Here is a 22983-nt window from a genome sequence, read left to right as displayed (position 1 = left end):
GGCGTAGGTTGCCGATGAGCGCAGCGAATCGCAACGTGAAGCCAGCTGCGGAATGTTGGAATTAGCTACGCTCATTCGCAACCTACGGCACTAAAGCGGCGACTACATAAACACAGCGCCGTTTGCTACATGGACCCCCGCCTTCGCGGGGGTGACGGCATTCAGCCATTAAGGAGTATGTTTGACCTTACCCAAACCCGACAAGGTCGGTGGCCTGCTGGCCACGGCGCTGGTGGCCAGCCTGCTGGCACTGCCTTTTGTCGGCCTGCAACCCAACCGCATTTTGCCCGGCGAGGCCCTGGGGCTGCTGAGCGCCGCCGGCGTCACCGGATTATGGCCGCTGCTGTTGCTGCCGTTATGCCTGTTTAACCGCGCCCTCCCCCTGCGACTGACGCTTACTGCCGCCGCCCTGCCCCTGCTGCTGTACAGCGCCGGTCATACCGCCAGCGCCTTGCTGGATAATGCCGGCCCCCTGGCCCGGGTCTCCCTGGGGGCGGGTTTCTGGCTGGGCATGTTCTGGCTGAGCCTGCTGATTACCGACACCGCCCTGCGACTGAAACTCGGGCCCTCGGCCCGGTTGGCGCTGGTGGCTGTCCTTACCGGTGCGGTGCTGGCCCTACTGGCTTCGGGTGGCTGCGACGATCTGTCGTTGCTCAGGGAGTTTCACAACCGCAGCGACTTCTGGCAACAGGGTTTACGCCACCTGCAGCTGGCACTGGGCAGTATTATTCCCGCGGTGCTGGCGGGCATTCCGCTCGGAATCGCCTGCCATCGCTCGCCGGGACTACGGGCGGCGCTGTTTCCGGTGCTCAATATTTTGCAGACCGTGCCCAGCCTCGCCATGTTTGGCCTGCTGATGGTGCCGCTGAGCCTGCTGGCGACCGCATACCCCTGGCTGGGTGAGCTTGGCATTCGCGGCATCGGCGCGGCGCCGGCGGTGATTGCCCTGTTTCTGTATTCACTGTTGCCGATCGTCAGCAATACGGCGCTGGGTTTTGACCGGGTCAGCCCGCCCGTGCGCGAGGCGGCCACCGCCATGGGCATGAGCCGGCGCCAGCGGCTGTGGCAGGTGGAATTTCCGCTGGCGCTGCCGGTGATCCTGAGCGGCCTGCGGGTGGTGGTCACCCTTAATATCGGCCTAGTGGCGGTGGCGGCCCTGGTGGGCGGTGGCGGCTATGGCACCTACATCTTTCAGGGACTGGGGCAAACCGCCACCGACCTGGTGATCCTCGGCGCCCTGCCCACCCTGCTGCTGGCGTTTTTGTTCGCCATGCTTATCGATACCCTGATCGCCCTGCAACAAGGCTTTCGCGAATGATTGAAGTAAAAAACCTGAGCAAGCGCTTTGACACCCAGCTTGCGGTAAACGACCTGTCGTTCCGAGTAGACGGCGGCAAGGTCTGCGCCCTGGTAGGCACCTCCGGCTGCGGCAAATCAACCACGCTGCGCATGCTCAACCGGCTGATTGAACCCAGCGAAGGCGAGATCTTTATTCAGGGGCAAAACGTCACCACGGTTCCCGCCGAGCAGCTGCGCCGGCGCATTGGTTACGCCATTCAGGGAGTGGGGCTGTTTCCGCATCAGACCATCGCCCGCAACATCGCCACCGTGCCGCGCCTGCTGGGCTGGAGCAAAACCGACATCGACGCCCGGGTAAGCGAGCTGCTGACCCTGTTCCGGCTCGACCCCGCCACCTTTGCCGGCAAATACCCCCATCAGCTTTCCGGCGGCGAGCAACAACGGGTGGGCGTGGCCCGGGCCCTGGCGGCGCGGCCCGAGCTGCTGCTGATGGACGAACCCTTTGGTGCCCTGGATCCGCTCACGCGGGAGCACCTGCAGGACGAGCTGCTGCATATACAACGACTGCTGGGCATCACCATCATCATGGTGACCCACGATCTGGAAGAGGCCATTAAAATGGCCGATGTGATTGCGGTGATGGACAAGGGCGAGATGCTGCAGATGGACTCTCCGGAGGCACTGCTGCGCAATCCCAAGCCGGGCTTTGTGCAGAGCCTGGTGGGCGGTCAGGACAGGGCCCTGCGGCTGCTGGCCACCCAAACCCTGGCCGATATCATGACGCCGGTCACGCAGCCCGTCGATCCTGTCATGGCGGCCGGCACCAGCCTGCGGGATGCCATGGCCGAGCTGCTCTGGCAGGGCGCCGACCGGCTGACCGTGGTCAATGACGCCGGCGAGCCCGTGGGCGAAGCGACCCTGAGTGCGCTACTGAAACGGGGGGCCGGCGCATGAGCCAGGCCCTTGGCTGGCTGGTGCCGGCGCTGCTGCTGACGCTGCTTACCCTCAACATGGAGGCACTAACCCCGCTGTTTCGCCCGCTGGTGGATGAGCCCGCTCCGGCCATCTACGCCCGGGACAGCTTTGCCAGCCTGCTGGGCTGGCATATGCTGGCGGTGTTTACCGCCATTGGCGCCGCCACCCTGCTGGCACTGAGTGCCGCCGTGGCCGTCACCCGGCCCTGGGGGCGAGCCTTCTTTCCCCTGGCCCGGGCCGTGGCCAACCTGGGCCAGACCTTTCCGCCGGTGGCGGTGCTGGCGCTGGCGGTGCCAGCACTGGGGTTTGGGCTGATGCCCACCCTGGTGGCGTTACTGCTGTACGGCATGCTGCCGATTTTTGAGAATGCGGTCACCGGCCTGCAGCAAATTCCCCCCAGCGTGCGCGAGGCGGCCAGAGGCATGGGCATGACCCCCTTGCAGCAATTGTGGCGGGTGGAGCTGCCCCTGGCCCTGCCCACGCTGGTGGCGGGCATTCGCATTTCACTGATCATCAGCATCGGCACCGCCACCATCGGTTCCACGGTGGCGGCCAAGGGCTTTGGCGAAGTAATCATTGCCGGCCTGCTGACCGACAATCTGGCCTTTGTGCTGCAGGGGGGGATGATGGTGGCGCTGATGGCCATGGTGCTCGACGCCCTGCTTCGCCGCCTGGAGCAACGGCTGACCCCACCGGGCGGGTGAGCCCCCATCGTCACTCCGGCGAAGGCCGGAGTCCATGGCGGGTTGCACCATAACCTGCAAAATAGACCCCCGCCCTCGCGGGGGTGACGATTTTGGGGTTTCGCGGGGTGACGAACGACGAACCGCCTTACGGATTCGCCAGCCCCAAATGCTCCCGCAAGGTGCTGCCTTCATACTCGGTGCGGAACAGGCCGCGCCGTTGCAGCTCGGGCACCACCTGATCCACAAAGTCCTCGATGCCGGCGGGCAGTGACGGCGGCATCAGGTTAAAGCCGTCGGCGCCTTCGTTGCGGAACCACTGCTCCATGCGATCGGCAATCGACTCGGGCGTGCCCACCATGGTGCAGTGGCCGCCACCGGCGGCGAGCCGTCCCAGCAGCTGGCGCACCGTGGGCTGCTCGGTCTCGATAATGCGCAGCACGGTGGCGTAACGCCCCTTGGGACCGGTAAACACCTCTAAAGACGGCAGCGCCGGCACCGGTGCATCCAGCTCCCAGCCGGAGCAGTCCTGGCCCACATAGGTTCCGAGCTGACGCAGGGAGGCATCGGCGGGCAGCAGCTCGTCCAGCTCCCGTTGCTTGGCCTTGGCTTCGGCCTCGGTAGAGGCCACATAGGTCACCAGCCCGGGCATGATGGGCACGTTCACATTGCGGCCGGCGTCCTTCACTCGGCGCTTGATGTCGCGGTAATAGTCCTGGGCCGCCGGCAGATCATAGGCCACGGCGTAAATGGCTTCGGCACACTGGGCCGCCAGGGTACGGCCCTGCTCGGAGGCACCGGCCTGAAACAGCACCGGATGCCCCTGAGGCGGGCGCGGCACATTGAGCGGGCCGTCCACCAGAAAGAACTCGCCCAGGTGATTGATGGGATTCACCTTGTCGGGGTCGGCATAATGGCCGGCACGATCCATCACCAGGGCGTCTTGCTGCCAGGAGTCCCACAGCTTGAGCACCGCATTCACAAATTCCTCGGCCCGGCGATAACGCTCGGCGTGGGCCGGCATGGTCTCGTAACCGTGGTTACGGGCTTCCACGTCAAACATGGAGGTCACCACGTTCCAGCCCATGCGGCCGTTGGAGATATGATCCAGCGAGGCCATCATGCGGGCGGCGTGAAACGGCGTGAAAAAGGTGCTCGACACCGTGCTGATAAAACCGATGCGGTCCGTGGCCCGGCTCATGGCCGCCATGGCGGTGAGCGGCTCCAGAAACCAGTAGCTGCCGTCCGCCACATTGCCGGTAGACTGGCCGTCGGCAAAGAACACCGCGTCCAACTTGCCCCGCTCGGCGGTTTGCGCCAGCCGCTCGTAATAGCGAATGTCACCCAGCTGCTCTACCGCCGAGTTGGGATGACGCCAGGCCGCCCTGTGATGGCCACAGCCGAACAGAAACAGGTTCAGGTGCATCATGCGTTGATTCATGTTCATCAGTTTTTCACCAGGCCGCCGTCCACCACCAGGTTCTGGCCGGTCACCGAACGCGACCAGGGCGAGGCAAAGAACAGGGTCGCGTCGGCAAATTCCGCCGGCGTGGTCACTCGGCGCAGCGGGGTATTGGCGGCAATGTAGTCAAACACCGCTTCCGGGGTGGCGGCAGAGGCATCTGTGGTGCGCAACAGGCCGCCGGAGACCATGTTGACGGTAATGCCGTCGGGGCCCAGATCCTGAGACAGGGTGCGGGTCAGCGACAGCAGCGCGGCCTTGGCGGCGGTGTAGTCGTGATAGGGCACCACCGGGTTCTGGAACAGGTTGGTGCCCACGTTGACGATACGGCCAAAGCCGGTTTTACGCATGCCGGCCAGGGCCGCGCGGGTGGTGTTGATGGCACCGCCCACCACGCCTTCCAGCTGCTGATTCAGGTGCTCCCAGGCCAGCTCCTGGGCGTGAGTGCGGGCGTCGCCATTAAAGGAAAACGCCGGCAGGGCGTTGTTGATAACCGTGGTCACCGGGCTACCGAAATGGGCCTCGGCCTGATCAAACATGGCCTGCACCGCGGCGGCATCGGTCACGTCGGCCTGAATGGCCAGGGCTTGCTGCGGCGCCTCGGCCGCCAGTGCTTGCGCCGCGTCGGCGCTGCTCAGGTAGTTGATCACCACCCTGGCACCTTCGCGCAAAAAGGCGCGCACCAGATGTTCGCCCAGGCCACGGGCCCCGCCGGTGACCAGCACCAGTTGTTCGTTTAACGGAATGGATGTTTGCATTCTCTACCTCGAAGCTGAGGCGAAGGCATGATGAGGCAGCAATGGCGCAAGGCCGGCAGGCTGACATCCCTTCGCCAGTATGAACTGGATCAGGTTCAACGGGTGTTATCTCAGCCCTGCATTGCAGGACACCCCGTGTCTCGGCAAAGACCATAACATACCCCTGCGCCCAAGAGCGAGAGGCGTGAGGGGGAAGGCGTGAGGAGAAAAAACTCCTTACCAGGCCGTCTGTTTTTCACCTCTCCCTTCACGCCTCACCCCTCACATTTTCAGAAGTTTGGTGAAAAAGGCCCGTGGGTGGATAATAAAGGCCTCGAAAGCAATGGATAACGCCGAGCCGACTATGACCACACTGACCATTACCCGCCCCGACGACTGGCACCTGCACCTGCGCGACGGTGAGCAACTGAAAGACACCGTTCGCGACGCCAGCCGCTATCTGGGCCGCGCCCTTGTGATGCCCAACCTGGTGCCCCCCGTGACCACCACCGAGCTGGCAAAGGAATACCGCGAGCGCATTCTGGCGGTGCGCCCCGAAGGCAGCCGGTTTGAGCCGGTGATGAGCCTGTATCTCACCGACAACACTCAAGCCGAGGAAATTCGCAAGGGCCGTGCCAGCGGTGACATTGTGGCCTGCAAACTGTATCCGGCCGGCGCCACCACCAACTCCGACTCCGGCGTGACCGATGTGAAAAACATCTATCCGGTGCTGGAAGCCATGCAGGAGACCGGCACCCTGCTGCTGGTGCACGGCGAAGTCACCGACTCCCGCATCGATATCTTCGACCGTGAAAAAGTGTTTCTGGAAACCGTGCTGCCCGACGTGGTGCGCGACTTTCCCGACCTCAAGATCGTACTGGAACACATCACCACCGAGCATGCTGTGCACTTTGTAGAGCAGGCCGGCGACAATGTGGCCGCCACCATTACCGCTCACCACCTGCTGTTCAACCGCAACCACATGCTGGTGGGCGGCATTCGTCCGCACTACTACTGCCTGCCCATTCTCAAGCGCAATACCCATCAAGCGGCGCTGGTGCGCGCCGCCACCAGCGGCAGCAAAAAGTTCTTTATGGGCACCGACTCGGCACCGCACTTTCAGCACCGCAAGGAAGCCGCCTGCGGCTGCGCCGGCGCCTATACCTCGCACGCCGCCGTGGAGCTGTATGCAGAAGCCTTTGAAGAGGCCGGCGCCCTGGACAAGCTGGAAGCCTTTACCAGCTTCAACGGTCCCGACTTCTACGGCCTGCCCCGCAACGAAGACACCATCACCCTGGTGAAAGAGTCCTGGACCGTGGGCGAAACCCTGCCTCTGGGCGGCGATAAGCTGGTGCCCATTCGCGCCGGCGAAGAAATTGGCTGGATGGTGAAATAACCCGTTCTCGCCTTGCAAAAACGCGGCTTCGGCCGCGTTTTTTTATGGCGTTTCAGTCCGGTATAAAGTCGGTCCGGCGCTCGGCGATGCGATCCTTGAGAAAGCGGGTAAAGGCCTGCACCTTGGCCGAGCGGTGCATGTCGCCATGGCTGGTCAACCAGAGGTCATGGGCCCATTCCTTCGGGGGCGGCAGCATCGGTTGCAGCTCGGGGGCCAGGGTGGCGTGCCAGCAACTCAGCGCCCCGCAGCCCAATCCGGCCTGCAGGGCAGGAATGAAGCCGGTAAAGTCCTGCACGCGATAGAAAACCTGCTCCGCCGGTACCTTTTGCTCCATCCAGCGCATATACATGCTGCCGGGCCGAGGCTGGGTGGTGCCGATAAAACGGTGTCCGGCAATGTCCTCCAGGGTCGACATGGGACCATGACGACGCAGGTAATCGCGACTGGCGTAAAGGGTGCCCGTGGCCCGGGTCAGGTGCTGTACCACATAATCGGGATCCTTCGGCCTGGATACCGAGCGTATGCCCACATGGGCCTCACCGCGTTCCAGCCGAAAGATTCGGCTGTCGGCGGCGTATTCCAGCCGAATGTTGGGATGCAGGCGCTGAAACTCGGCCAGCAAGGGCGTCAGGTAGGGCACCAGGTTATTGACCGAGGTGAGGATCAGGGTGCCCGCCAGGGCCTCGCTTTCGTCGACCCGGGCCCGCATCACCCCAAAGGCGGCTTCGGCCTGGGCGGCGGCGGCCATCAGGACTCGCCCGGCCTCGGTGGCCACATAGCCCCTGGGGTGGCGATGAAACAGGCGCGCGCCCATTCTCGCCTCCAGGGCGTTGATCCGCCGCAATACGGTGCTGTGATGCACCTCCAGCTGCTGGGCGGCGGCGCTCAGGGAGCCAAGCCGGGCCACCTGATAGGCGGTATAGATTTCGTGCCAGTCATCCACCTGTGCGTTCATGCACATATCCTCTGCACTCACTCTGTTTTTCTTCATTTTTGCACATGGAATACTGAGTTCCAAACCAAGCCCATTCTCTCAGGAGCCAGACCATGCATACCCTAGACGCCATCATGACCCGCCGGGCCATCAAGCATTACGATGCCACCTTTCACATGCCCGAGGCCGATGTGGAACGGCTGTTTCGGCACCTGCTGCAGGCGCCCACTTCCTACAACCTGCAGCACTGGCGCTTTGTGCAGGTGGAAGATCCACGACTGCGCGCCGAGCTGCGCGTTGCCGCCTGGGATCAGGCGCAGATCACCGACGCCTCGTTGCTGCTGGTGCTCTGCGCCGACACTCAGGCCTGGCAAAATGATCCCGGCCATTGCTGGCGCGACGCCCCCGCCGACACCCGCGACCTGATGCTGTCGATGATTCACGACTTTTACGCCGGCAAGCCGCAACTGCAGCGGGACGAGGCGATCCGCTCCGTGGGCATAGCGGCGCAAACCGCCATGCTGGCCGCCAGCGCCATGGGCTACGACAGCTGCCCCATGATCGGCTTTGATGCCGAACGCGTGGCCGAGCTAATTCGACTGCCCCCCGGCCATGTGATCGGCATGATGCTGACCATCGGCAAGGGCACCAGGGCAGCCCATTCCAGGCCGGGGCAACGCTCCCTTGACGCGGTGCGGATCCTGAACCGTTTCTGACCATACGGGGTCGCTGGCCGGCCCGGGGAGAGCAACCATGAACACTCAACACTGGCACGCCCACGGACGCGTGTTACTCGCCACCTTGCTGGTGGCGGGATCCTTCATCATCTCGGCCCGGCTGGCGGCGGTGGCCCCGGCGGCCTCCCTGACGCTGCTGCGCTTTGTGCTGGCCGCCGCCCTGCTGCTGCCCTGGGTACTGCGCCGGGCCGACCGGCGTCGCCAGTTGTGGCGGGCCATGCCCCGCGGCCTGACCATCAGCCTGTTTTATGCGCTGTTTTTCATTTTGATGTTCGAGGCGCTGCACAGTACCACGGCGCTCAATACCGGCACCCTGTTCACCCTGGTGCCGGCACTGACCGGGATCGCGGGCATCTGGCTGCTGCGCACCCGGGTCTCCGCTCGCCAGGGGCTCAGTTACCTGCTGGGCATGCTGGGCGCGCTCTGGGTGATCTTTGAGGGCAGTCCGGACCGGGCGCTGGCGTTGCAGCTCAATGCGGGAGACCGGCTGTTTCTGCTGGCGGTATTCTGCATGTGCGCCTATTCCCTGTGCATGAAGCTGCTGTATCGCAACGACTCGGTGGCGGTGCTTACCTGCGCCACCCTGCTGGGCGGTGCGATCTGGATGGGACTCATGGTCTGGCTGACCGAGACACCACTGCAGTGGCAGGCGCTGGCGCCGGCCGACTGGCTGGCCATGGTCTACCTGGTGGTGTGCGCCACCCTGGCCAGCGGTTACCTCTTTCAGGGAGGCAGCATTCACCTCGGCCCGCAGCGGGTGATGGCCTACACCTACCTCAACCCGGCGGCGGTCGCCCTGCTGCTCTGGCTGTTTGGCGGCGAGCCGGTGGCGGCCTGGCTCTGGCCCGGCATACTGCTCTCCTGCATGGCAACCTGGTGGCTGCAACAACATGCCTCTTCCCGGCCCATGCCCGCTGCACAGAGGGCCGAGCACTGAGCACCGCCACATTGACAACCACGCCGCCGGCCCTTACTCTCGATTCGCTATTCCTGGGGGAGCCCAAACGGGCTGAGACTCCGCCACACCGGCGGTAACCCTTAGAACCTGATCCGGATAATGCCGGCGAAGGGAAGGAAACGAACGATCCCGCACAACCCCGATCCGTCCCGCCTTCCCTTCACCCGTGTTTCCGGCCATTTAGTGCTCTCGGGAGCAAAGGGAGAACACATGCTGGACACTACCACCGCCATTTTATGGCTCTGTTTATTTGCCGCGGTTTTCGCCATTCCCGGCCTGCTTTACGCCCGCCGGCAAAATGACAAACCGGAAGACTTTATCGTGGCCCGCAACAGCCAGGGCGGCAGCGCCACCATGCTGACCCTGCTGGCCACCACCATGGGCACCTGGATTCTGTTTGGTCCGGCCCAGGCCGCCACCTGGGGCGGCATTGGCGCCATTACCGGCTACGCCCTTGGGGTGCTGGCACCCCGCCTGGTGATGATTCCGCTGGGCAAGCGCATTCGCGAGCTGATGCCGGAAGGTCACACCCTCACCGAGTTTGTGCTGGGCCGCTATGGCCGCGGCATGTACGGCTTCGTGCTGGTGATCATGCTGTTCTACATGTTCATCTCCCTCACCGCCGGCCTCACCGCCATCGCCCAGATGGTGGCGCTGCTGGCGCCGGTGCCGCTGTGGGCCACCGCCGGCATTGTGATGGTGGCCACCCTGCTTTACACCCTCTATGGCGGGCTGCGGGTCACCATTTTCACCGACAGGGTGCAAATGCTGGTGATACTGCCGTTTTTGCTCACCCTGATCGTGCTGGGCTGGCAGGCCACCGGCGGCCTGGCCCCGGCCCTGACCGGCCTGCAGGAAAAGGCTCCCCACCTGCTTGATCCGCTCGACACCACCGGGCTGAAATCGGGTCTGACCTTCTTTCTGGCGGTGGTGCTGACCGGCCTGTTCTATCAGGGCACCTGGCAGCGGGTGTTTGCCGCCCGGGACAACAAGGTGATTCGCAACGGCTTTATTCTGAGCGGTGTGCTCAGCTTTCCCATCATCTTTATCATGGGTTTGTTCGGCCTGGCCTTTGTGGGCCTGGGCCTGCCCGGCGACGGCTCGGTGGCGCTGTTTAGCGTGCTGATGCCCAACATGCCGCTGTGGTTTGCCATTGGCCTGTTGCCCTTTGGTCTGGCACTGATCATGAGCAGCGCCGACTCCACCATCAGCGGCCTGACCAGCATGCTGGTGGTGGACCTGCGCCGGCTGTTGCCCAACACCAGTGTGCACCGCCTGCTGGGGCTGTCGCGCTGGTTGATCGTGCTGGTGTCCATTCCGGTGCTGTATGTGGCCTCTCAGGGCTTCAGCGTGCTCTATCTGTTCCTGCTGGCGGATCTGCTGTGCTGCGCCGCGGCCTTTACCGTGTTCTTTGGCTTTTACAACGCCCGCTACCAGGGCTGGAACGCCATGCTCAGCACGCTGGGGGGCCTGGTGGCCGGCCTGATGCTGTTCCCCGCCCCGGGCGAAGCCGCCACTCACCTGCTGGAGTCCTTCCTGCTGGCCACCTTTGTGCCGGTGGCCATCTCCGCCCTGCTGCTGCTGGTGCCCGCCCGCCAGCCCTTTGACTTTGCCGCCCTGGCCAGCCGGGTACGCAGCCTGGAAAGCTGATTTCGTTTCGTTGCAACCGTTTCGTCGAAAAAATCACCGGCGCGCCGTCAGGCCGCCGGTTTTTTGTGTCTGAAATAGAGGTGCTGCCACCAACAAACGCCGGTACCCGCTGTTACCTGAAGTCCAACGGGCATAAACTTGTTTGATCGACAAACAGGCTCCGTCAGGGATGAAAATAATAATGCACTTGGTCTGCCGGCTGATGCTGGCGCTTTGGCTTATGGCCGGAACCGCCATCGCCTCCCCCGTGGTATTAACGGACCACACAACCACGTCGCCGGCAGAAGCCAACCTGTGGCGGGCCCTGCCCACAGGCAGCACCATCACGGATTTTAACCAGTTGCGTGCCGCCATCTTGAGCGCCGGCACCGTGGCCAGCACCCTGGGAGGCGAAGGTGCCTTTGGCCTGCGCATGCAAGTCACCTCGTTGTCAGAGCAGCCGGGCACCTGGTTTGTGCGCCTGCCCGCCAACTATCTTGATCGTGGCCAGGCCTACTGGCAGAGCGACAATGGCCGCACTGTACCCTTGCCTGGTTTTGGTCAGCGTACGGGGCAAAGTGTGCGGCTGCTGCATCAGCAGGCATTCCCACTGACCCTGAATGCCGGTGAAACCGGCGTGCTGTGGCTGATGATTGATGCCAAAAAATTTCCGGCACCGGTTCAGCCTCACTTTGTGCCGCAATCCCGCTTTTACCAGCAGCAGTTTTTAACCAACGCCGCCACACTACTGGGCACAGGAGTGATGTTCACCCTGGGGCTGATTGCCCTGTTTGCCTACTTTCGCACTAAAACACCGGTCACTCTGGCCTGTGCCGGCTATGTGGGCCTGCACGGCATTGGCTGGTTTGCTGCGTCCGGCGCCTGGGGCTTTATCTGGGGGGAGGGAAACAGCAATCCGGCCTACTGGGGCATGCTGCTGTTTCCCTTTGCCATTGCCTGTGCCAGCCAGTTTACCCGTCTGCTGTTTAACTGCCGGCTGCGACATTCGCGCCTGAACCACTTCTTCCACGGGCTCTCTGTGCTGTGCCTGGGGCTGGGCCTGCTGATGCCCTGGCTGCCCTTTGTGTGGGGCTATCAGGTCTCTCATGCCATCGCTTTGCTGTGGGTGCCCACCGCCATTGTCACCGGCATAATGATGCTGAGCAAAAAGGACTTTCGCGCCAAGTATTACCTCACCGGCAACCTGCTTTACGGCGTGGCCCTGCTGGCCTATATGCTGCTGCACGTTGGCCAGCTCGATCTGGCCGGTTATGCCGAAGGCATGGTGGTGATCGCACTGGCACTGGACTGCTTTTGCATTTTGCTGTCGGTGGCCGAATGGCTGAGCCTGCAGCAACAGGAATACCGCCGCAGTTATCTGATGTCGCGCCGGGACACCCTTACCGGCATTGGCAACCGCCACGCCTTTCATGAGCAGATTGACGAGCTAGGCGACCAGCCTTATGGCCTGGTGTTTATTGATGTAGACGGCTTCAAGGCCATTAACGACACCCATGGTCACGACCAGGGCGATCGCTTTCTGGTGTTTGCCGCCGAGCAGATGCAGACCCACCTGGGCAGGCTGGGCACCGTGTATCGCACCGGCGGCGACGAGTTTTTGTGGCTGGTGCCCATTTGCCACCCCGGGCAGTTGGCCGGCCTGCCGGCGCAGCTGGCACAGCGCCTGCAACAATCCGAAGCGGCATTTCACAGGGCCGGCTGGAAAAATGCCGGTCTGAGCCACGGCATGGCCACCAGCCTGGAAAGCGACAGCCTGTCTCAGTGCCTGTCACTGGCCGACGAGCGCATGTATCAGCACAAACAGGGGAAAAACCATACCCTGGTTCGCCGCCCGTCCTGAATGGTGCCGGTTACCGCGCTGTTTAGCAGGCATGTTTACGTTAAAGAGCCAGTGTATCCGTGAATGAACTTTTTGAATTATTCAGCAATCCGGCCCTGATCTGGGCACCGGGCGTCTCCAGAGGTGTGTGCTTTATCGGCTCGCTGCTGGTGATCCCCTGGCTGGTGTTGCGCATTCCGGAGAATTATTTTTCCGATGACTCTCGCCATCGAGTGCCCTGGGCCAGACGGAATCCGCTGCTGCGCTGGTTGCTGCTGATCCTGAAAAGCCTGCTGGTGCTGGTGTATCTGCTGATGGGCATTGCCATGCTGGTGCTCCCCGGGCAGGGACTGCTGACCATACTGATCGCCTTGGTGCTGCTGAACTTTCCGGGCAAATATCGGCTGGAACGCCGCCTGTTTATGGTGCCCACGGTGCGCAACACCGTGAACTGGCTGCGCAGAAGAGCAGAGCGTCCACCCCTGATATTTGATGGTGAGGCATAACCGACCCTCTTTCTTACAAAAAACGCGCCCCTGATTCGAAGCGCGTTGTTGCTGACCTTCCTGAACAAACGGCCGCGAATGCGGCACCGAGACCTAATTATCACTAATTAATATGTTGGCAAAACCTTCGTCAATTTCGTTATAAAATGACGCTGCCGTTTGAGTGTTGTCGAACCGCTTCCTAGCGTGGTTCGCTACGCAAGCCTTGAAAGATCGTATAACACATGACCAGCATGAGGGCAGAGAATGGCAGCCCGGTTGCGGTTACACCCGCTTGTAGCGCCGTTAACCCCCCTCCAATCAAGAGCACAATCGCAATCAAACCTTCGATCACACACCAGAATATACGCTGGGGCACCGGTGCATCAATTTTGCCTCCAGCCGTGATGGTGTCGACGACAAGTGATCCCGAATCCGACGAGGTAACGAAGAACACAAGCGCCAGAAAAATGGCTATCGTCGATGCTGTCTTGGTGAACGGCAATTCGTTGAGCATGCCGAAGAGAGAGAGCTCGGGCGAGTAGTTGTCGATCACATTGGCTTTCACCAGCGAGGTTTCCGGACTGACGAGGATCTGATCAATCGCGATGCCGCCGAATACTCCCATCCAGATAAAGATGATCAGGGACGGGATCAGCAATACACAGATGATGAATTCACGCACGGTGCGGCCGCGCGAAACACGGGCGATGAACATGCCCACAAAAGGCGCCCATGACACCCACCACGCCCAATAGAATGCGGTCCAGCCTTGGCGGTAGGCGTCATCGGTACGGCCAAAGGGGTTTGATAGCGGAATAATGTCTCTAGTGTAGGCGACAAGTCCCGTCCAGAACCCATTCAAACCAATCAGTGTCGGCCCGGCCAAGAGAACGAAAAGGAAGAAAAGTACCGCGATCCCCATGTTGATTTCAGAGAGGATTTTTACGCCGCCATCAAGACCACGCCAAACCGAAACCAAGGCCACCGCCGTCACCAGAATGATGATAATAACCTGAGCGTTGGTCGAGATTTCCAGCCCGAAAGCAAAGCTGAACCCCGCATTGGCTTGCTGTGCTCCCAGCCCCAAAGACGTTGCCAGACCGAAAAGAGTGGCAAAGACCGCCAGAATATCAATCACATGGCCCCACCACCCCCAAACACGATCGCCCAGAATCGGGTAAAAGCAGGAACGGATCGAGAATGGCAAACCCTTGTTGTAAGTGAAAAGTGAAAGCGCCAGGGCCATAATGGCATAGACGGCCCAGCCGTGCAGGCCCCAGTGATAGAAGGTTGCAGCCAGTCCCATAGCGCGTGCCGCCTCGACGTTTTCGCCGATAATACTGCCGTCTGCTGCAATGGGTGAGGCAACGCCCAAGGGCCCCGAAACGTTCATGTGATAAACGGGTTCAAGCACACCGAAAAACAAGAGCCCAATCCCCATGCCCGCGGCGAAAAGCATCGCAAACCATTCGAGGTAGGAATAGTCAGGCTCGGCGTCTCTCCCGCCCAGCCTCACCTCTGAGATTGGCATGAAAATCAACGCAATACAGAAAACCACAAAGAAATTCACGATGTGCATGAAAAACCAGTCAAGTTTGGTGATCGTGAAATCACGCACGGCCACAAAGGTGGCTCCTGCCTGGTCTGGGAAAATCAATGTTAGGAACACAAAACCGACAGCGGTCAATCCGGAAGTAGCGAATACCGGATTATGGATATCGTACCCAATCGGGCCGAGCTTACCGTCGATGTTGTCCTGTCCAACCTTATAATCCGTTTCGATTTCACCACTGCCGAGTGATGGCTCTGTCATGATTTTTCCTGTCTCCGGGCCTCGGCCGAGCGATGGCACCACAGGCCGACGTTATTGTTGATGGTGATGTAACTTCATAAGCCCCTTGGAATATGAAAATTATAGGCAAGGGGTCAGGTTTTGCCTTCTGCCTTACCGAACAATCCGGCTCACCCGCGACTAGACTAGTGCAGGTTGAAAGTCTCGTGTCAGCGGTGATAGGGCTGGCATGATTGAGCACGCCCCAGCAAGGAGTGATCATGAGCGAATTTGAACGGTTACCCGCCCGCATGGCGGACGTGGGCGGCATTCCGGTGGCCCGCTTGCTGCCGGTGCGCCAGCGCCGGTTGATCGGAGCCTGGTGTTTTCTCGATCACGCCGGCCCCTCGCAGTTTGCCGCCGGCGAGCCGGGCATGCGGGTGGGGCCGCATCCGCATATTGGCCTGCAAACCTTTACCTGGATGCTCGCGGGCCAAGTGTTGCACAAAGACAGCCTGGGCCATGAGCAAATCATTCGCCCCGGCCAGGTCAACCTGATGACCGCCGGCCGGGGCATCGCCCACAGCGAGGAATCGGTGGCCGGAGAACGCACACTGCACGCGGCCCAGCTGTGGATTGCCCTGCCCGTGGCCGACCGGAACACACCGCCCCGCTTTGACCATTACCCCAGGCTGCCAATGTGGTCACAACAGGAGGTGTGTTTTACCCTGCTGGCGGGCGAATACGCGGGCCACAAGGCGCCAACCCTGCTGTTTTCGCCCCTGGTGGGGCTGGATTTACATGCGCGCGAAGCCGCCGATCTTACCTTGCCGCTACGGCCGGATTTTGAATACGGCCTGCTGGCACTGGAAGGCGGCATCACGCTGGCGGGAGAGCACATTGACGCCAACGAATTAATCTATCTCGGCGCGCAGCGTGAACGGCTGGAACTGGCCCTGGAAGCAAACACGCGCGTACTGTTGCTGGGAGGCGAGCCCCTTGCCGAGCGCATTTACATCTGGTGGAACCTGGTGGGTCACAGCGAGGCCGAGATTGCCGAGGCACTGGCCGACTGGCAGGCGGGCAGCCCTCGCTTTGGCACCGTCGAAGGTTTTGACGGTGAGCCCATGCCGGCGCCGCCGCTGCCGGGCGGGTTGCGCTGACCAAGATCACGCCATGGTGTCACTACCCCGCCGCACCGTGAAAGCATTCCACCTTCACGGCGGTCTCACACGGCATCATTCAGACCCATCTCACCATAAAGGATCGCAATGAAGCCAAACATCGCCATTATCGGCGCCGGCCTGGCCGGCCTTACCCTGGCCCGGGAGCTGGCCGACCATGCCAACATCACCCTGTTTGAAAAGGCCCGGGGCCTGGGCGGACGCATGGCTACCCGCCGCCGCGACCGGCACCGCTGGGATCACGGCGCCCAGTTTTTTACCGCCCGCTCCCGCGCCTTCAAAACTCTGCTCAGACCCTTTATCGACAACGGCACCGTGGTGGAGTGGCGGCCCAATATCACCACGCTGAGCCCCCGGCAACCGCCCTACAAGCGGCCCTGGTTCGAACCGCATTACGTTGCCACACCAGGCATGAACGGCCTGCTCAAGGCCATGAGCCCAGGCCTGAACATCGCCCTGCAAACCCGGGTGGATACCCTGAAGCAAGAGGCCGGCAAATGGCGGCTGTTTGATGATCAGAGAGCAGAGCTGGGAGAGTTCGACTGGGTGATCAGCTCGGCGCCGCTGCCGCAAACCGAGGTGCTGCTACCCTTGGCCGCCGACACTTACGCAGGCTTTGGCATGCGGCCCTGCTACGCCCTGATGCTGACGGTGAACGACGGTGATCTGCCGGCGTGGGATGCGGCTCAGGTGAACGACTCCCCCCTACGCTGGATTGCCTTTAACCATCGACTGCCCGGCCGCGACCGCAACTTTGGCGCCGTAGTGGCCCACAGCACCGCCGACTGGGCCGACGCCCATCTGGAAGACCATCAGGAACAGGTGAAACACACCCTTACCGAACAGTTCTGCACACTCACCGGCGTGAGCCCGAATGCAGTGCAGGACGCACAACTGCACCGCTGGCGCTACGCCCAGGCCAACGCCGTGGAAAACGACCCCGAGGGCTATGTGCTCGACGCCGAACGCAAGCTCGCCGCCTGCGGCGACTGGTGCCTGGGCGGCCGGGTAGAGGCGGCCTTTACCAGTGCCCACCGGCTGGCAGCACAACTCATACGGCAAGGGCTATAAACGGCGCACATTTACCAGCATGGGACTGCCGGTGGCCGGATCGGCCATGATGTCGCAGTCCACCTGATACAACTGGCGCACCAGGGCCGGCGTCAGCACCTGCTCCGGGGCGCCGCACGCCACCACCCGGCCCTGGTGCATGGCCACCAGCTCATCTGCATAACGGCAGGCGTTGATCAGATCGTGCACCACCATCACCACCGCTTTACCCCGGTTGGCCAGCCGCCGAATCAGCTCAAACACTTCAATCTGGTGGCCCAGATCCAGCGCCGAGGTAGGCTCATCCAGCAACAGCAGAGGCGTGGACTGGGCCATGGCCATGGCAATCCAGGCCCGCTGCCGTTGGCCGCCCGACAGTCGGTCCAGCTCCCGGTGCTGCAACTCCAGCAAATCCGCGGCGGCCAGGGCCTCGGCCACCACCGCCTGATCGTCTTGCGACCATTGCTGCAGCCAGCCCTGATGGGGCTGGCGGCCAAAACGCACCAGATCGAGTACCGTCATGCCTTCCGGGGCCGAGGTGTGCTGAGGCAACAAGGCCAGCTCCCGGGCCAGCTGTTTTCCGGACTTTTGCCGAATGTCATCGCCTCGCAGCAGCACCTTTCCGCCGACGGGGCGCAGCACCCGCCCCAGGGTATTCAGCAGGGTCGACTTGCCGCAGCCATTGGGACCCACAATGGCGGTTACCCGGCCCGGGCGCAGTTGCAGGTTCAGGCCGTCAAACACCAGGGTACGATCGTGCCCGGCGCTAAGCTCCAGGGCTTCCAGCACCGGCTCGGCGGCCAGCGCGACAGAGGGAGTAAAGGCATTCATGGCCGGCTCCGTTCAGGGGTTAACAACATCCACAGCAGGTAAGGGCTGCCCACCACGGCGGTAACAATGCCCACCGGAATTTCCAGCGGCGCCAGCAGCAGGCGCCCGGCCAGATCCGCCAGCAACATCAGCAGGCCGCCGGCCAAGGCCGAGGCCAGCAGAGGCACACCGCGATGGCGGCACAGCATGCGTGCAATTTCAGGGCCCAACAGCGCCACCAGCCCCACCGGGCCGGCTACCGCCACCGCCAACCCGGTCAGCGCCACCGACAGCAACAGGGTCATGCCCCGCACCCGCCGCAGGTGAACACCCAGGCTCTGGCTGACCGAGGGCGGTAACTGCAGCAAATGCAGCGGGCGGGACAGGCGCAACGCCAGCAGCAGCCCGAGCAGCAAACCAAACATCAGCAACCGGGTGGCCTCGGGGGAACGGGCATTCAGGCTGCCCACCGTCCACGGAAAGGCGGCATTGGCGTCATCAATGGCCACCATGCTCAGCATCAGCTGGGTCAGGGCGCCGGCCACGGCGCCCACCCCCAGCCCCACCACAATAAAGCGGTAACCGCGGGTGCCGCTGCCGCCGGCCAGGGCAAAGACCAGGGCGGTGGCCACCACGGCACCCACCAGCGACATGGCGGACGGAACCAGAGCAGAGGCCATGCCCACCACCGAGGCCACGGCAAAGGCGGTGGCGGCATTGTCGATGCCAATGATGCCCGGGGTGGCCAGGCGGTTGCCGGCCAGGGTCTGCATCAGGCAACCGGACAGTGCAAAGGCGGCGCCGCTGGCCAGCCCCGCCAGCACCCGCGTCAGCCGCAGGTCACGTACCACCAGCTGGTTGAGCGCAGCGCCTTCGCCCCATAACGCCTGCCACACCTCCAGGGGCCCCAGCCGCACCGTGCCCAGCCCCAGGCTGGCGGTAACCGTGGCCAGCAGCAGCACCAGCAACACCGCATTCACGGCCACCGCCCGCCGCGACACCGGCAGGCTGATATCGTGCCGGCCCAGGCTGATAATCCAGTAACCGGGCAGTGGCAAAGACACGAAAGGAGAGTTCATAACGCCTCGGGATTTACATTACAGGGTGGGCAGGCGGCGGCCGCGCACCACGGCGATCAGCACGGGAGCGCCGATAAGGGCGGTCAGCACCCCCAGCGGCAACTCCGCCGGGGCCACCAGCAGGCGCGATACCGTATCGGCGGCAATCACCATCACCGGTCCCAGCAGGGCACTCAGCCACAGGCTGCGGCGAATATCAGGTCCGGCCAGGGCCCGGGCCGCAAAGGGCACCACCAGCCCCACAAAGAGCACGGGGCCGGCCACGGCGGTGGCCGAGCCGGTCAGCAGGGCCACCACCAGCACCGTCAGCAGGCGCACACGCCCGGGATGATGACCCAGCCCGGTGGCCACGCTTTCTCCCAGCGCCAGGGCCGCCAGCGGCCGCGCCAACAACAACATCAGCAACAGCGCCAGCAACAGCGACGGCAGCACCTGCATCAGGGTGGCCAGATCCCGTCCGGCCACGCTGCCGATGATCCAGAAGCGGATTTCATCGGCGCTGCGCTGATCAAATAACAGCACCAGCGAGGTCAATGCCAGCAGCAGGCTGGACAGGGTGGCACCGGCCAGCACCAGCCGCACCGGATCATTGCCGGCACCCTGCAGCCGGGCCGCACTCAGCACCAGCAGGCAGCCGGCCAGGGCGCCGAGCTGGGCCACGTGCACCGACAGGGTGACCGAGCTGGCGCCCAGCAACAGCGCCAGAGTCACGGCAAAGCCGCTGCCGGCACTGATGCCCAGCAAGCCCGGCTCGGCCAGGGGGTTGCGCGCCAGGGTCTGCATCAGGGCGCCGGCGCAACCCAGCGCCATGCCCGTGACCAGCCCCATCAGGGTGCGGGGGCCGCGCAGCTCGGCAAGCACAAATCGGGCCTGCTCATTGCCACCGCCAAACAACACCGCCAGCGCCTGCCCCGGCGTTACTTCGCCCGCCCCCAGCATCAGGCTGGCCACGCATACCGCCAGCAGCAACAGGCCGCCGCCGAGCACCAGCACCGGCAGCGAGCGCCGGGCAGGCGCCCGGGCCAGAGTGTGCATCAGTTTTCGGCCTGTTCCAGAATACGCTCAATGTCATCGAGAATGACTCCGGCGGCCAGCGGTCCGGAGGCACTGGTCCAGACCTGTCCGTCGACCGGCATCACCCGGTTTCGCGCTACCGCCGACAGGCGGGCAAAAGCGGGAGAACTTTCGGCGGCCGCCATGGCGGCGCGGCCATCCTCATTCAGGGTGGCCATGAAAATCCAGTCCTCATCCATCAGCGACAGGTTCTCCAGGCTCAGTGGTGAGCTGTGCGGACGCCCCGCCTTGACGATGCCACCGTCTTGCACGTCAAAGCCAGCGGCGGCCAGCAGGCTGGTGGAAAACAGTCTGGTTGACATCATCAGCGCCCCTTGAGGCATCCAGCGTGCCAGTACCGCTTGACGATCCTGCTCCGGCAGTTGCCGCTGCACCCGCTGCTGCAGGCCTTCGGCACGTTCGTCCAGCCCGGCCAGAACCCGCTTCATGCGCGCTTCCCGGCCCAGGGCCCGGGCATAGGCCAGCGCCTCATTTTTCCAGGTATCGGGCTGATAATATTCAACGTCGGGCACCAGGGTGGGCGCCACCGCCGACAGCAGCCGGTACTGCTCTTCGGGCAGGGTGGAAGACGCCAGGATCAGATCCGGCTGCAGCGCGATCACCGCTTCCAGGTTGGTTTCTCGAGTGGTGGCCACCATGGCCACATTTTCCACCTGCTGCTGGATGTAGCCGGCAACGCCGTCACCGCCCCGAGTGGCAACCGCCCCGACCGGCGTGATGCCGACCGCCACACTGCTGTCGAGGGCACCCTCATAGAGGGTGACCACCCGCTTGACCTCGCCATTCAGGGTAAGGGGTCCATAACGGGTTTCCAGCGTGCGTTCCCCCGCATGGGCCTGGGCGGCCAGCAGGCCGGCAAACATGACAAGGGCACGCAGGGTGCGGGTTACAAACATTGCTGACATAACACATCTCCGGCTGTAGCACGACGAATAGGCCATTCAAAACCGAATAATGATAATGGTTTGCGTTACCGTTTTTCAGGAAAAATGCTGAACATCTGGTTGCATTTTGTGGAACAACACTGGCCCGGTTGGCGTTTTTATGACAGTGGCATGACAGCAAGATTGACATGCGAAAGTCCATATATAAGATGAGCGCATTAATCAGGAAACAGACGTTGCCATGACTTCCGTGCTTTTTGTCTGCCACAGCAATGGGGTGTGTTCACTCATCGCCGAGGCGCTGCTCTGCCATCTGGCGGCCGATCGCTACCGGGTAATGAGCGCCGGCGTACAGCCAACCCAGGCCGACCCCAATGCCCTCGCCGCCCTGCACAAACTGGGCGTCAATACCGAAGGGCTGAACTGCAAGGGGCTGGATGCCGTGGCCGGAGAATATTTCGATATTGTCGTCAGCCTGTGTGAGCAGGCAGAAGCCACCGCCGCCGCCCTGCCCGGCGACCGCTTTATGGCCTGGCACTTCGAGGACGAGCCCTGTTGCTCCCAGGCCGATGCCACCAAGGTGGTTCAGGAAATTTACGAGCGCATCAAACTGCTGGTACTGGTACAGGATCGGCAGGAAAAAAGCCTGTGGTAACCGCCTCCTCTCCCCTTTCCCTGTTCAAGGCGCTGGCCGACGACACGCGGCTGCAGCTGGTGATGCTGATCATGGTCGAAGGCGAGGTCTGCGTGTGTGAAATGACCCACGCCCTGAACGAAACCCAGCCCAAGATCTCCCGTCACCTGGCACTGCTGCGCCGGTGCGGCCTGCTCGCCGACCGCCGCGATTGCCAGTGGGTTTATTACCGGTTGTCGCCGTCTCTGGACGACGCGGCCCTGGGCCTGCTGCAACTGACTCAGGACCGGTATCGGCACTATATTGCACCGGCCCTGGAGCGACTGGTGAACATGGGCAACCGCCCCGTGCGACAGCGCCTGTACTGCTGATCGACCGGGCCGATATTCAGCGCCAGTCGTGGGGCAGGCTATGGCGCAGGTGCGCCAGCAGGGCGGTCACTTTTTTGGGCTGGCGTCCGAACGAATACAGCAAACCCAGCGGCAAGGCCGGCGGCTGCCATCCGGGCAGACAGGCCAGCAGGTTGCCGGGGTGGGCTTTCAGATGCCCCTCGGCAAAGCGCACCGGCAATACCCCTATGCCCTGCCCCCGCACCAGGGCGTCCAGCTGCAGCATGTAATTGTCTACCGTCAGCCGTGAAGGCGGTGGCTGAAAGGCATATTCCCCTTCGGTGTCATGACGCAATATCAGGCCTTCGGCCGCTACTCCCAGCCAGTCTACCCAGGGGTGCGCCGGCAACTCGCTCGGGTGCGCCGGCAATTCACGCCCGGCCGCATAGCCGGGGCTGGCATACAGGCCGCAGGGCCAGCGACACAGCACCTCATGGCGCAGGCCGCAGTCCGGATCCGATCCTAGCCACAGCCAGATCTCTCCCTGTCCCTCATCGGCCCTGGGTGGCCGGGTTTCGGTATGCAGGCTGATGCGCACACCGGGGTAATCGGCCAGAAAACGCTCCAGCGCCAGGGGAAACCAGCCTCGAATAAAGCTGCTGTGTACCCGCACCACCAGTTCACCGCTCACCTCTTCGCGCAGATCGTCCATGGCCTGGCGGCCCTGCTCGGCCAGACGTAAAATCTGCCGGCTGTAGCGCTCAAATAACAGCCCCGCCTCGGTGGCCTGCAGCCGGTTGCCCCGGCGGTGCAACAGCGGCTGGCCAAGGCGGGACTCGAGCTGGCTCAGCCGCCGGCTCAGGGTAGACTTGGGCAAGCCCAGCCGGCGGGCGGCCTCGGTCAGGCTGCCGCAGGCCATGACGGTGGCAAAGCCTTCCAGCTCCAGCAAATCCTGCATGCAAACCTCCACGCAACAAGGAAACAAGCTCCACACGCCAATCCTATCCCAACCGGAAAGGAGGCTAAAAGA

The 22983-nt window shown here is 62.9% G+C and carries 22 protein-coding genes and 2 riboswitches; of the genes, 13 read left to right on the top strand and 9 right to left on the bottom strand.

Features of this window, described 5'->3' with window-relative positions:
• Nucleotides 1–181 precede the first annotated feature (181 nt).
• The 3 genes from B6S08_RS14725 to B6S08_RS14715 are packed head-to-tail and all read left to right on the top strand — an operon-like array spanning nt 182 to nt 2978.
• Entirely contained in the window at nt 182–1318 is a 1137-nt protein-coding gene (locus tag B6S08_RS14725) for an ABC transporter permease (RefSeq protein WP_094201566.1), read from the top strand.
• Nucleotides 1315–2253, top strand: a complete 939-nt coding sequence (locus B6S08_RS14720) for an ABC transporter ATP-binding protein (protein WP_094201565.1) — start codon at nt 1315–1317, stop codon at nt 2251–2253. The genes B6S08_RS14725 and B6S08_RS14720 overlap by 4 nt, the downstream gene beginning before the upstream one ends.
• A complete protein-coding gene (locus tag B6S08_RS14715) occupies nt 2250–2978 on the top strand; it encodes an ABC transporter permease (protein ID WP_094201564.1) in 729 nt (242 codons plus the stop codon). The genes B6S08_RS14720 and B6S08_RS14715 overlap by 4 nt, the downstream gene beginning before the upstream one ends.
• A 127-nt stretch (nt 2979–3105) precedes the next feature.
• On the opposite strand, the gene B6S08_RS14710 is transcribed toward B6S08_RS14715, so the two are convergent.
• Nucleotides 3106–4404, bottom strand: a complete 1299-nt coding sequence (locus tag B6S08_RS14710) for an LLM class flavin-dependent oxidoreductase (protein ID WP_211284243.1) — start codon at nt 4402–4404, stop codon at nt 3106–3108.
• Entirely contained in the window at nt 4404–5177 is a 774-nt protein-coding gene (locus tag B6S08_RS14705; protein ID WP_094201563.1) for a 3-oxoacyl-ACP reductase, read from the bottom strand. The genes B6S08_RS14710 and B6S08_RS14705 overlap by 1 nt, the downstream gene beginning before the upstream one ends.
• Before the next feature lie 49 nt (nt 5178–5226).
• Nucleotides 5227–5323: riboswitch (TPP riboswitch) on the bottom strand.
• A 197-nt stretch (nt 5324–5520) separates the two neighbouring features.
• Here B6S08_RS14705 and pyrC point away from each other — a divergent pair.
• Nucleotides 5521–6552 (top strand): dihydroorotase, encoded by a 1032-nt coding sequence (gene pyrC, locus B6S08_RS14700; RefSeq protein ID WP_094201562.1) that lies wholly within the window; start codon nt 5521–5523, stop codon nt 6550–6552.
• A gap of 52 nt (nt 6553–6604) precedes the next feature.
• Here pyrC and B6S08_RS14695 read toward each other — a convergent pair whose 3' ends face one another.
• Entirely contained in the window at nt 6605–7507 is a 903-nt protein-coding gene (locus tag B6S08_RS14695) for a LysR family transcriptional regulator (RefSeq protein WP_245849874.1), read from the bottom strand.
• Nucleotides 7508–7599: 92 nt separating this feature from the next.
• On the opposite strand from B6S08_RS14695, the gene B6S08_RS14690 reads away from it, so the two are divergent.
• The 5 genes from B6S08_RS14690 (at nt 7600) to B6S08_RS14670 (ending at nt 13156) form a co-directional block, all read left to right on the top strand.
• Nucleotides 7600–8202: a nitroreductase family protein gene (locus tag B6S08_RS14690; RefSeq protein WP_094201561.1), complete on the top strand. Its 603-nt coding sequence runs from the start codon at nt 7600–7602 to the stop codon at nt 8200–8202.
• A 37-nt stretch (nt 8203–8239) separates the two neighbouring features.
• Entirely contained in the window at nt 8240–9160 is a 921-nt protein-coding gene (locus tag B6S08_RS14685; RefSeq protein ID WP_211284242.1) for a DMT family transporter, read from the top strand.
• 45 nt (nt 9161–9205) lie between these two features.
• Nucleotides 9206–9312, top strand: a riboswitch (TPP riboswitch).
• Between the two features lie 79 nt (nt 9313–9391).
• A complete protein-coding gene (locus B6S08_RS14680) occupies nt 9392–10831 on the top strand; it encodes a sodium:solute symporter family protein (protein ID WP_094201560.1) in 1440 nt (479 codons plus the stop codon).
• A 181-nt stretch (nt 10832–11012) separates the two neighbouring features.
• Nucleotides 11013–12671 (top strand): GGDEF domain-containing protein, encoded by a 1659-nt coding sequence (locus B6S08_RS14675; RefSeq protein WP_169716414.1) that lies wholly within the window; start codon nt 11013–11015, stop codon nt 12669–12671.
• A gap of 59 nt (nt 12672–12730) precedes the next feature.
• On the top strand, nt 12731–13156 hold the full coding sequence (locus B6S08_RS14670) for a hypothetical protein (protein ID WP_094201558.1): 426 nt from the start codon (nt 12731–12733) through the stop codon (nt 13154–13156).
• Between the two features lie 181 nt (nt 13157–13337).
• On the opposite strand, the gene B6S08_RS14665 is transcribed toward B6S08_RS14670, so the two are convergent.
• On the bottom strand, nt 13338–14951 hold the full coding sequence (locus tag B6S08_RS14665) for a BCCT family transporter (RefSeq protein ID WP_094201557.1): 1614 nt from the start codon (nt 14949–14951) through the stop codon (nt 13338–13340).
• Between the two features lie 239 nt (nt 14952–15190).
• On the opposite strand from B6S08_RS14665, the gene B6S08_RS14660 reads away from it, so the two are divergent.
• Both B6S08_RS14660 and B6S08_RS14655 read left to right on the top strand, forming a co-directional pair.
• Entirely contained in the window at nt 15191–16072 is an 882-nt protein-coding gene (locus tag B6S08_RS14660; protein WP_094201556.1) for a pirin family protein, read from the top strand.
• 108 nt (nt 16073–16180) lie between these two features.
• Nucleotides 16181–17164 carry an NAD(P)/FAD-dependent oxidoreductase gene (locus B6S08_RS14655; RefSeq protein WP_094201555.1) on the top strand — a complete coding sequence of 328 codons (984 nt, stop codon included), beginning with the start codon at nt 16181–16183 and terminating at the stop codon, nt 17162–17164.
• Here B6S08_RS14655 and B6S08_RS14650 read toward each other — a convergent pair.
• The 4 genes from B6S08_RS14650 to B6S08_RS14635 are packed head-to-tail and all read right to left on the bottom strand — an operon-like array spanning nt 17159 to nt 21011.
• Nucleotides 17159–17974 (bottom strand): ABC transporter ATP-binding protein, encoded by an 816-nt coding sequence (locus B6S08_RS14650; protein WP_094201554.1) that lies wholly within the window; start codon nt 17972–17974, stop codon nt 17159–17161. The genes B6S08_RS14655 and B6S08_RS14650 overlap by 6 nt on opposite strands.
• Nucleotides 17971–19032, bottom strand: a complete 1062-nt coding sequence (locus B6S08_RS14645; protein WP_169716413.1) for a FecCD family ABC transporter permease — start codon at nt 19030–19032, stop codon at nt 17971–17973. Before B6S08_RS14645 ends, B6S08_RS14650 begins: the two co-directional genes overlap by 4 nt.
• Before the next feature lie 18 nt (nt 19033–19050).
• Nucleotides 19051–20067 (bottom strand): FecCD family ABC transporter permease, encoded by a 1017-nt coding sequence (locus B6S08_RS14640; protein WP_094201553.1) that lies wholly within the window; start codon nt 20065–20067, stop codon nt 19051–19053.
• Nucleotides 20067–21011: an ABC transporter substrate-binding protein gene (locus B6S08_RS14635; protein ID WP_245849873.1), complete on the bottom strand. Its 945-nt coding sequence runs from the start codon at nt 21009–21011 to the stop codon at nt 20067–20069. Before B6S08_RS14635 ends, B6S08_RS14640 begins: the two co-directional genes overlap by 1 nt.
• 220 nt (nt 21012–21231) lie before the next feature.
• Here B6S08_RS14635 and B6S08_RS14630 point away from each other — a divergent pair, with 220 nt between their 5' ends.
• Both B6S08_RS14630 and B6S08_RS14625 read left to right on the top strand, forming a co-directional pair.
• Nucleotides 21232–21645 (top strand): arsenate reductase/protein-tyrosine-phosphatase family protein, encoded by a 414-nt coding sequence (locus tag B6S08_RS14630; RefSeq protein ID WP_094201551.1) that lies wholly within the window; start codon nt 21232–21234, stop codon nt 21643–21645.
• On the top strand, nt 21639–21995 hold the full coding sequence (locus B6S08_RS14625) for a metalloregulator ArsR/SmtB family transcription factor (RefSeq protein ID WP_094201550.1): 357 nt from the start codon (nt 21639–21641) through the stop codon (nt 21993–21995). Before B6S08_RS14630 ends, B6S08_RS14625 begins: the two co-directional genes overlap by 7 nt.
• Before the next feature lie 16 nt (nt 21996–22011).
• On the opposite strand, the gene B6S08_RS14620 is transcribed toward B6S08_RS14625, so the two are convergent.
• The gene (locus tag B6S08_RS14620; protein WP_094201549.1) at nt 22012–22911 is read right to left on the bottom strand and encodes a LysR family transcriptional regulator; all 900 of its coding nucleotides are present in this window, start codon (nt 22909–22911) and stop codon (nt 22012–22014) included.
• Between the last annotated feature and the right edge of the window lie 72 nt (nt 22912–22983).

The sequence above is a fragment of the Oceanimonas doudoroffii genome, from assembly GCF_002242685.1.
GTDB lineage: Bacteria > Pseudomonadota > Gammaproteobacteria > Enterobacterales > Aeromonadaceae > Oceanimonas > Oceanimonas doudoroffii.
This window is presented reverse-complemented; position numbering and strand designations above follow the sequence as displayed.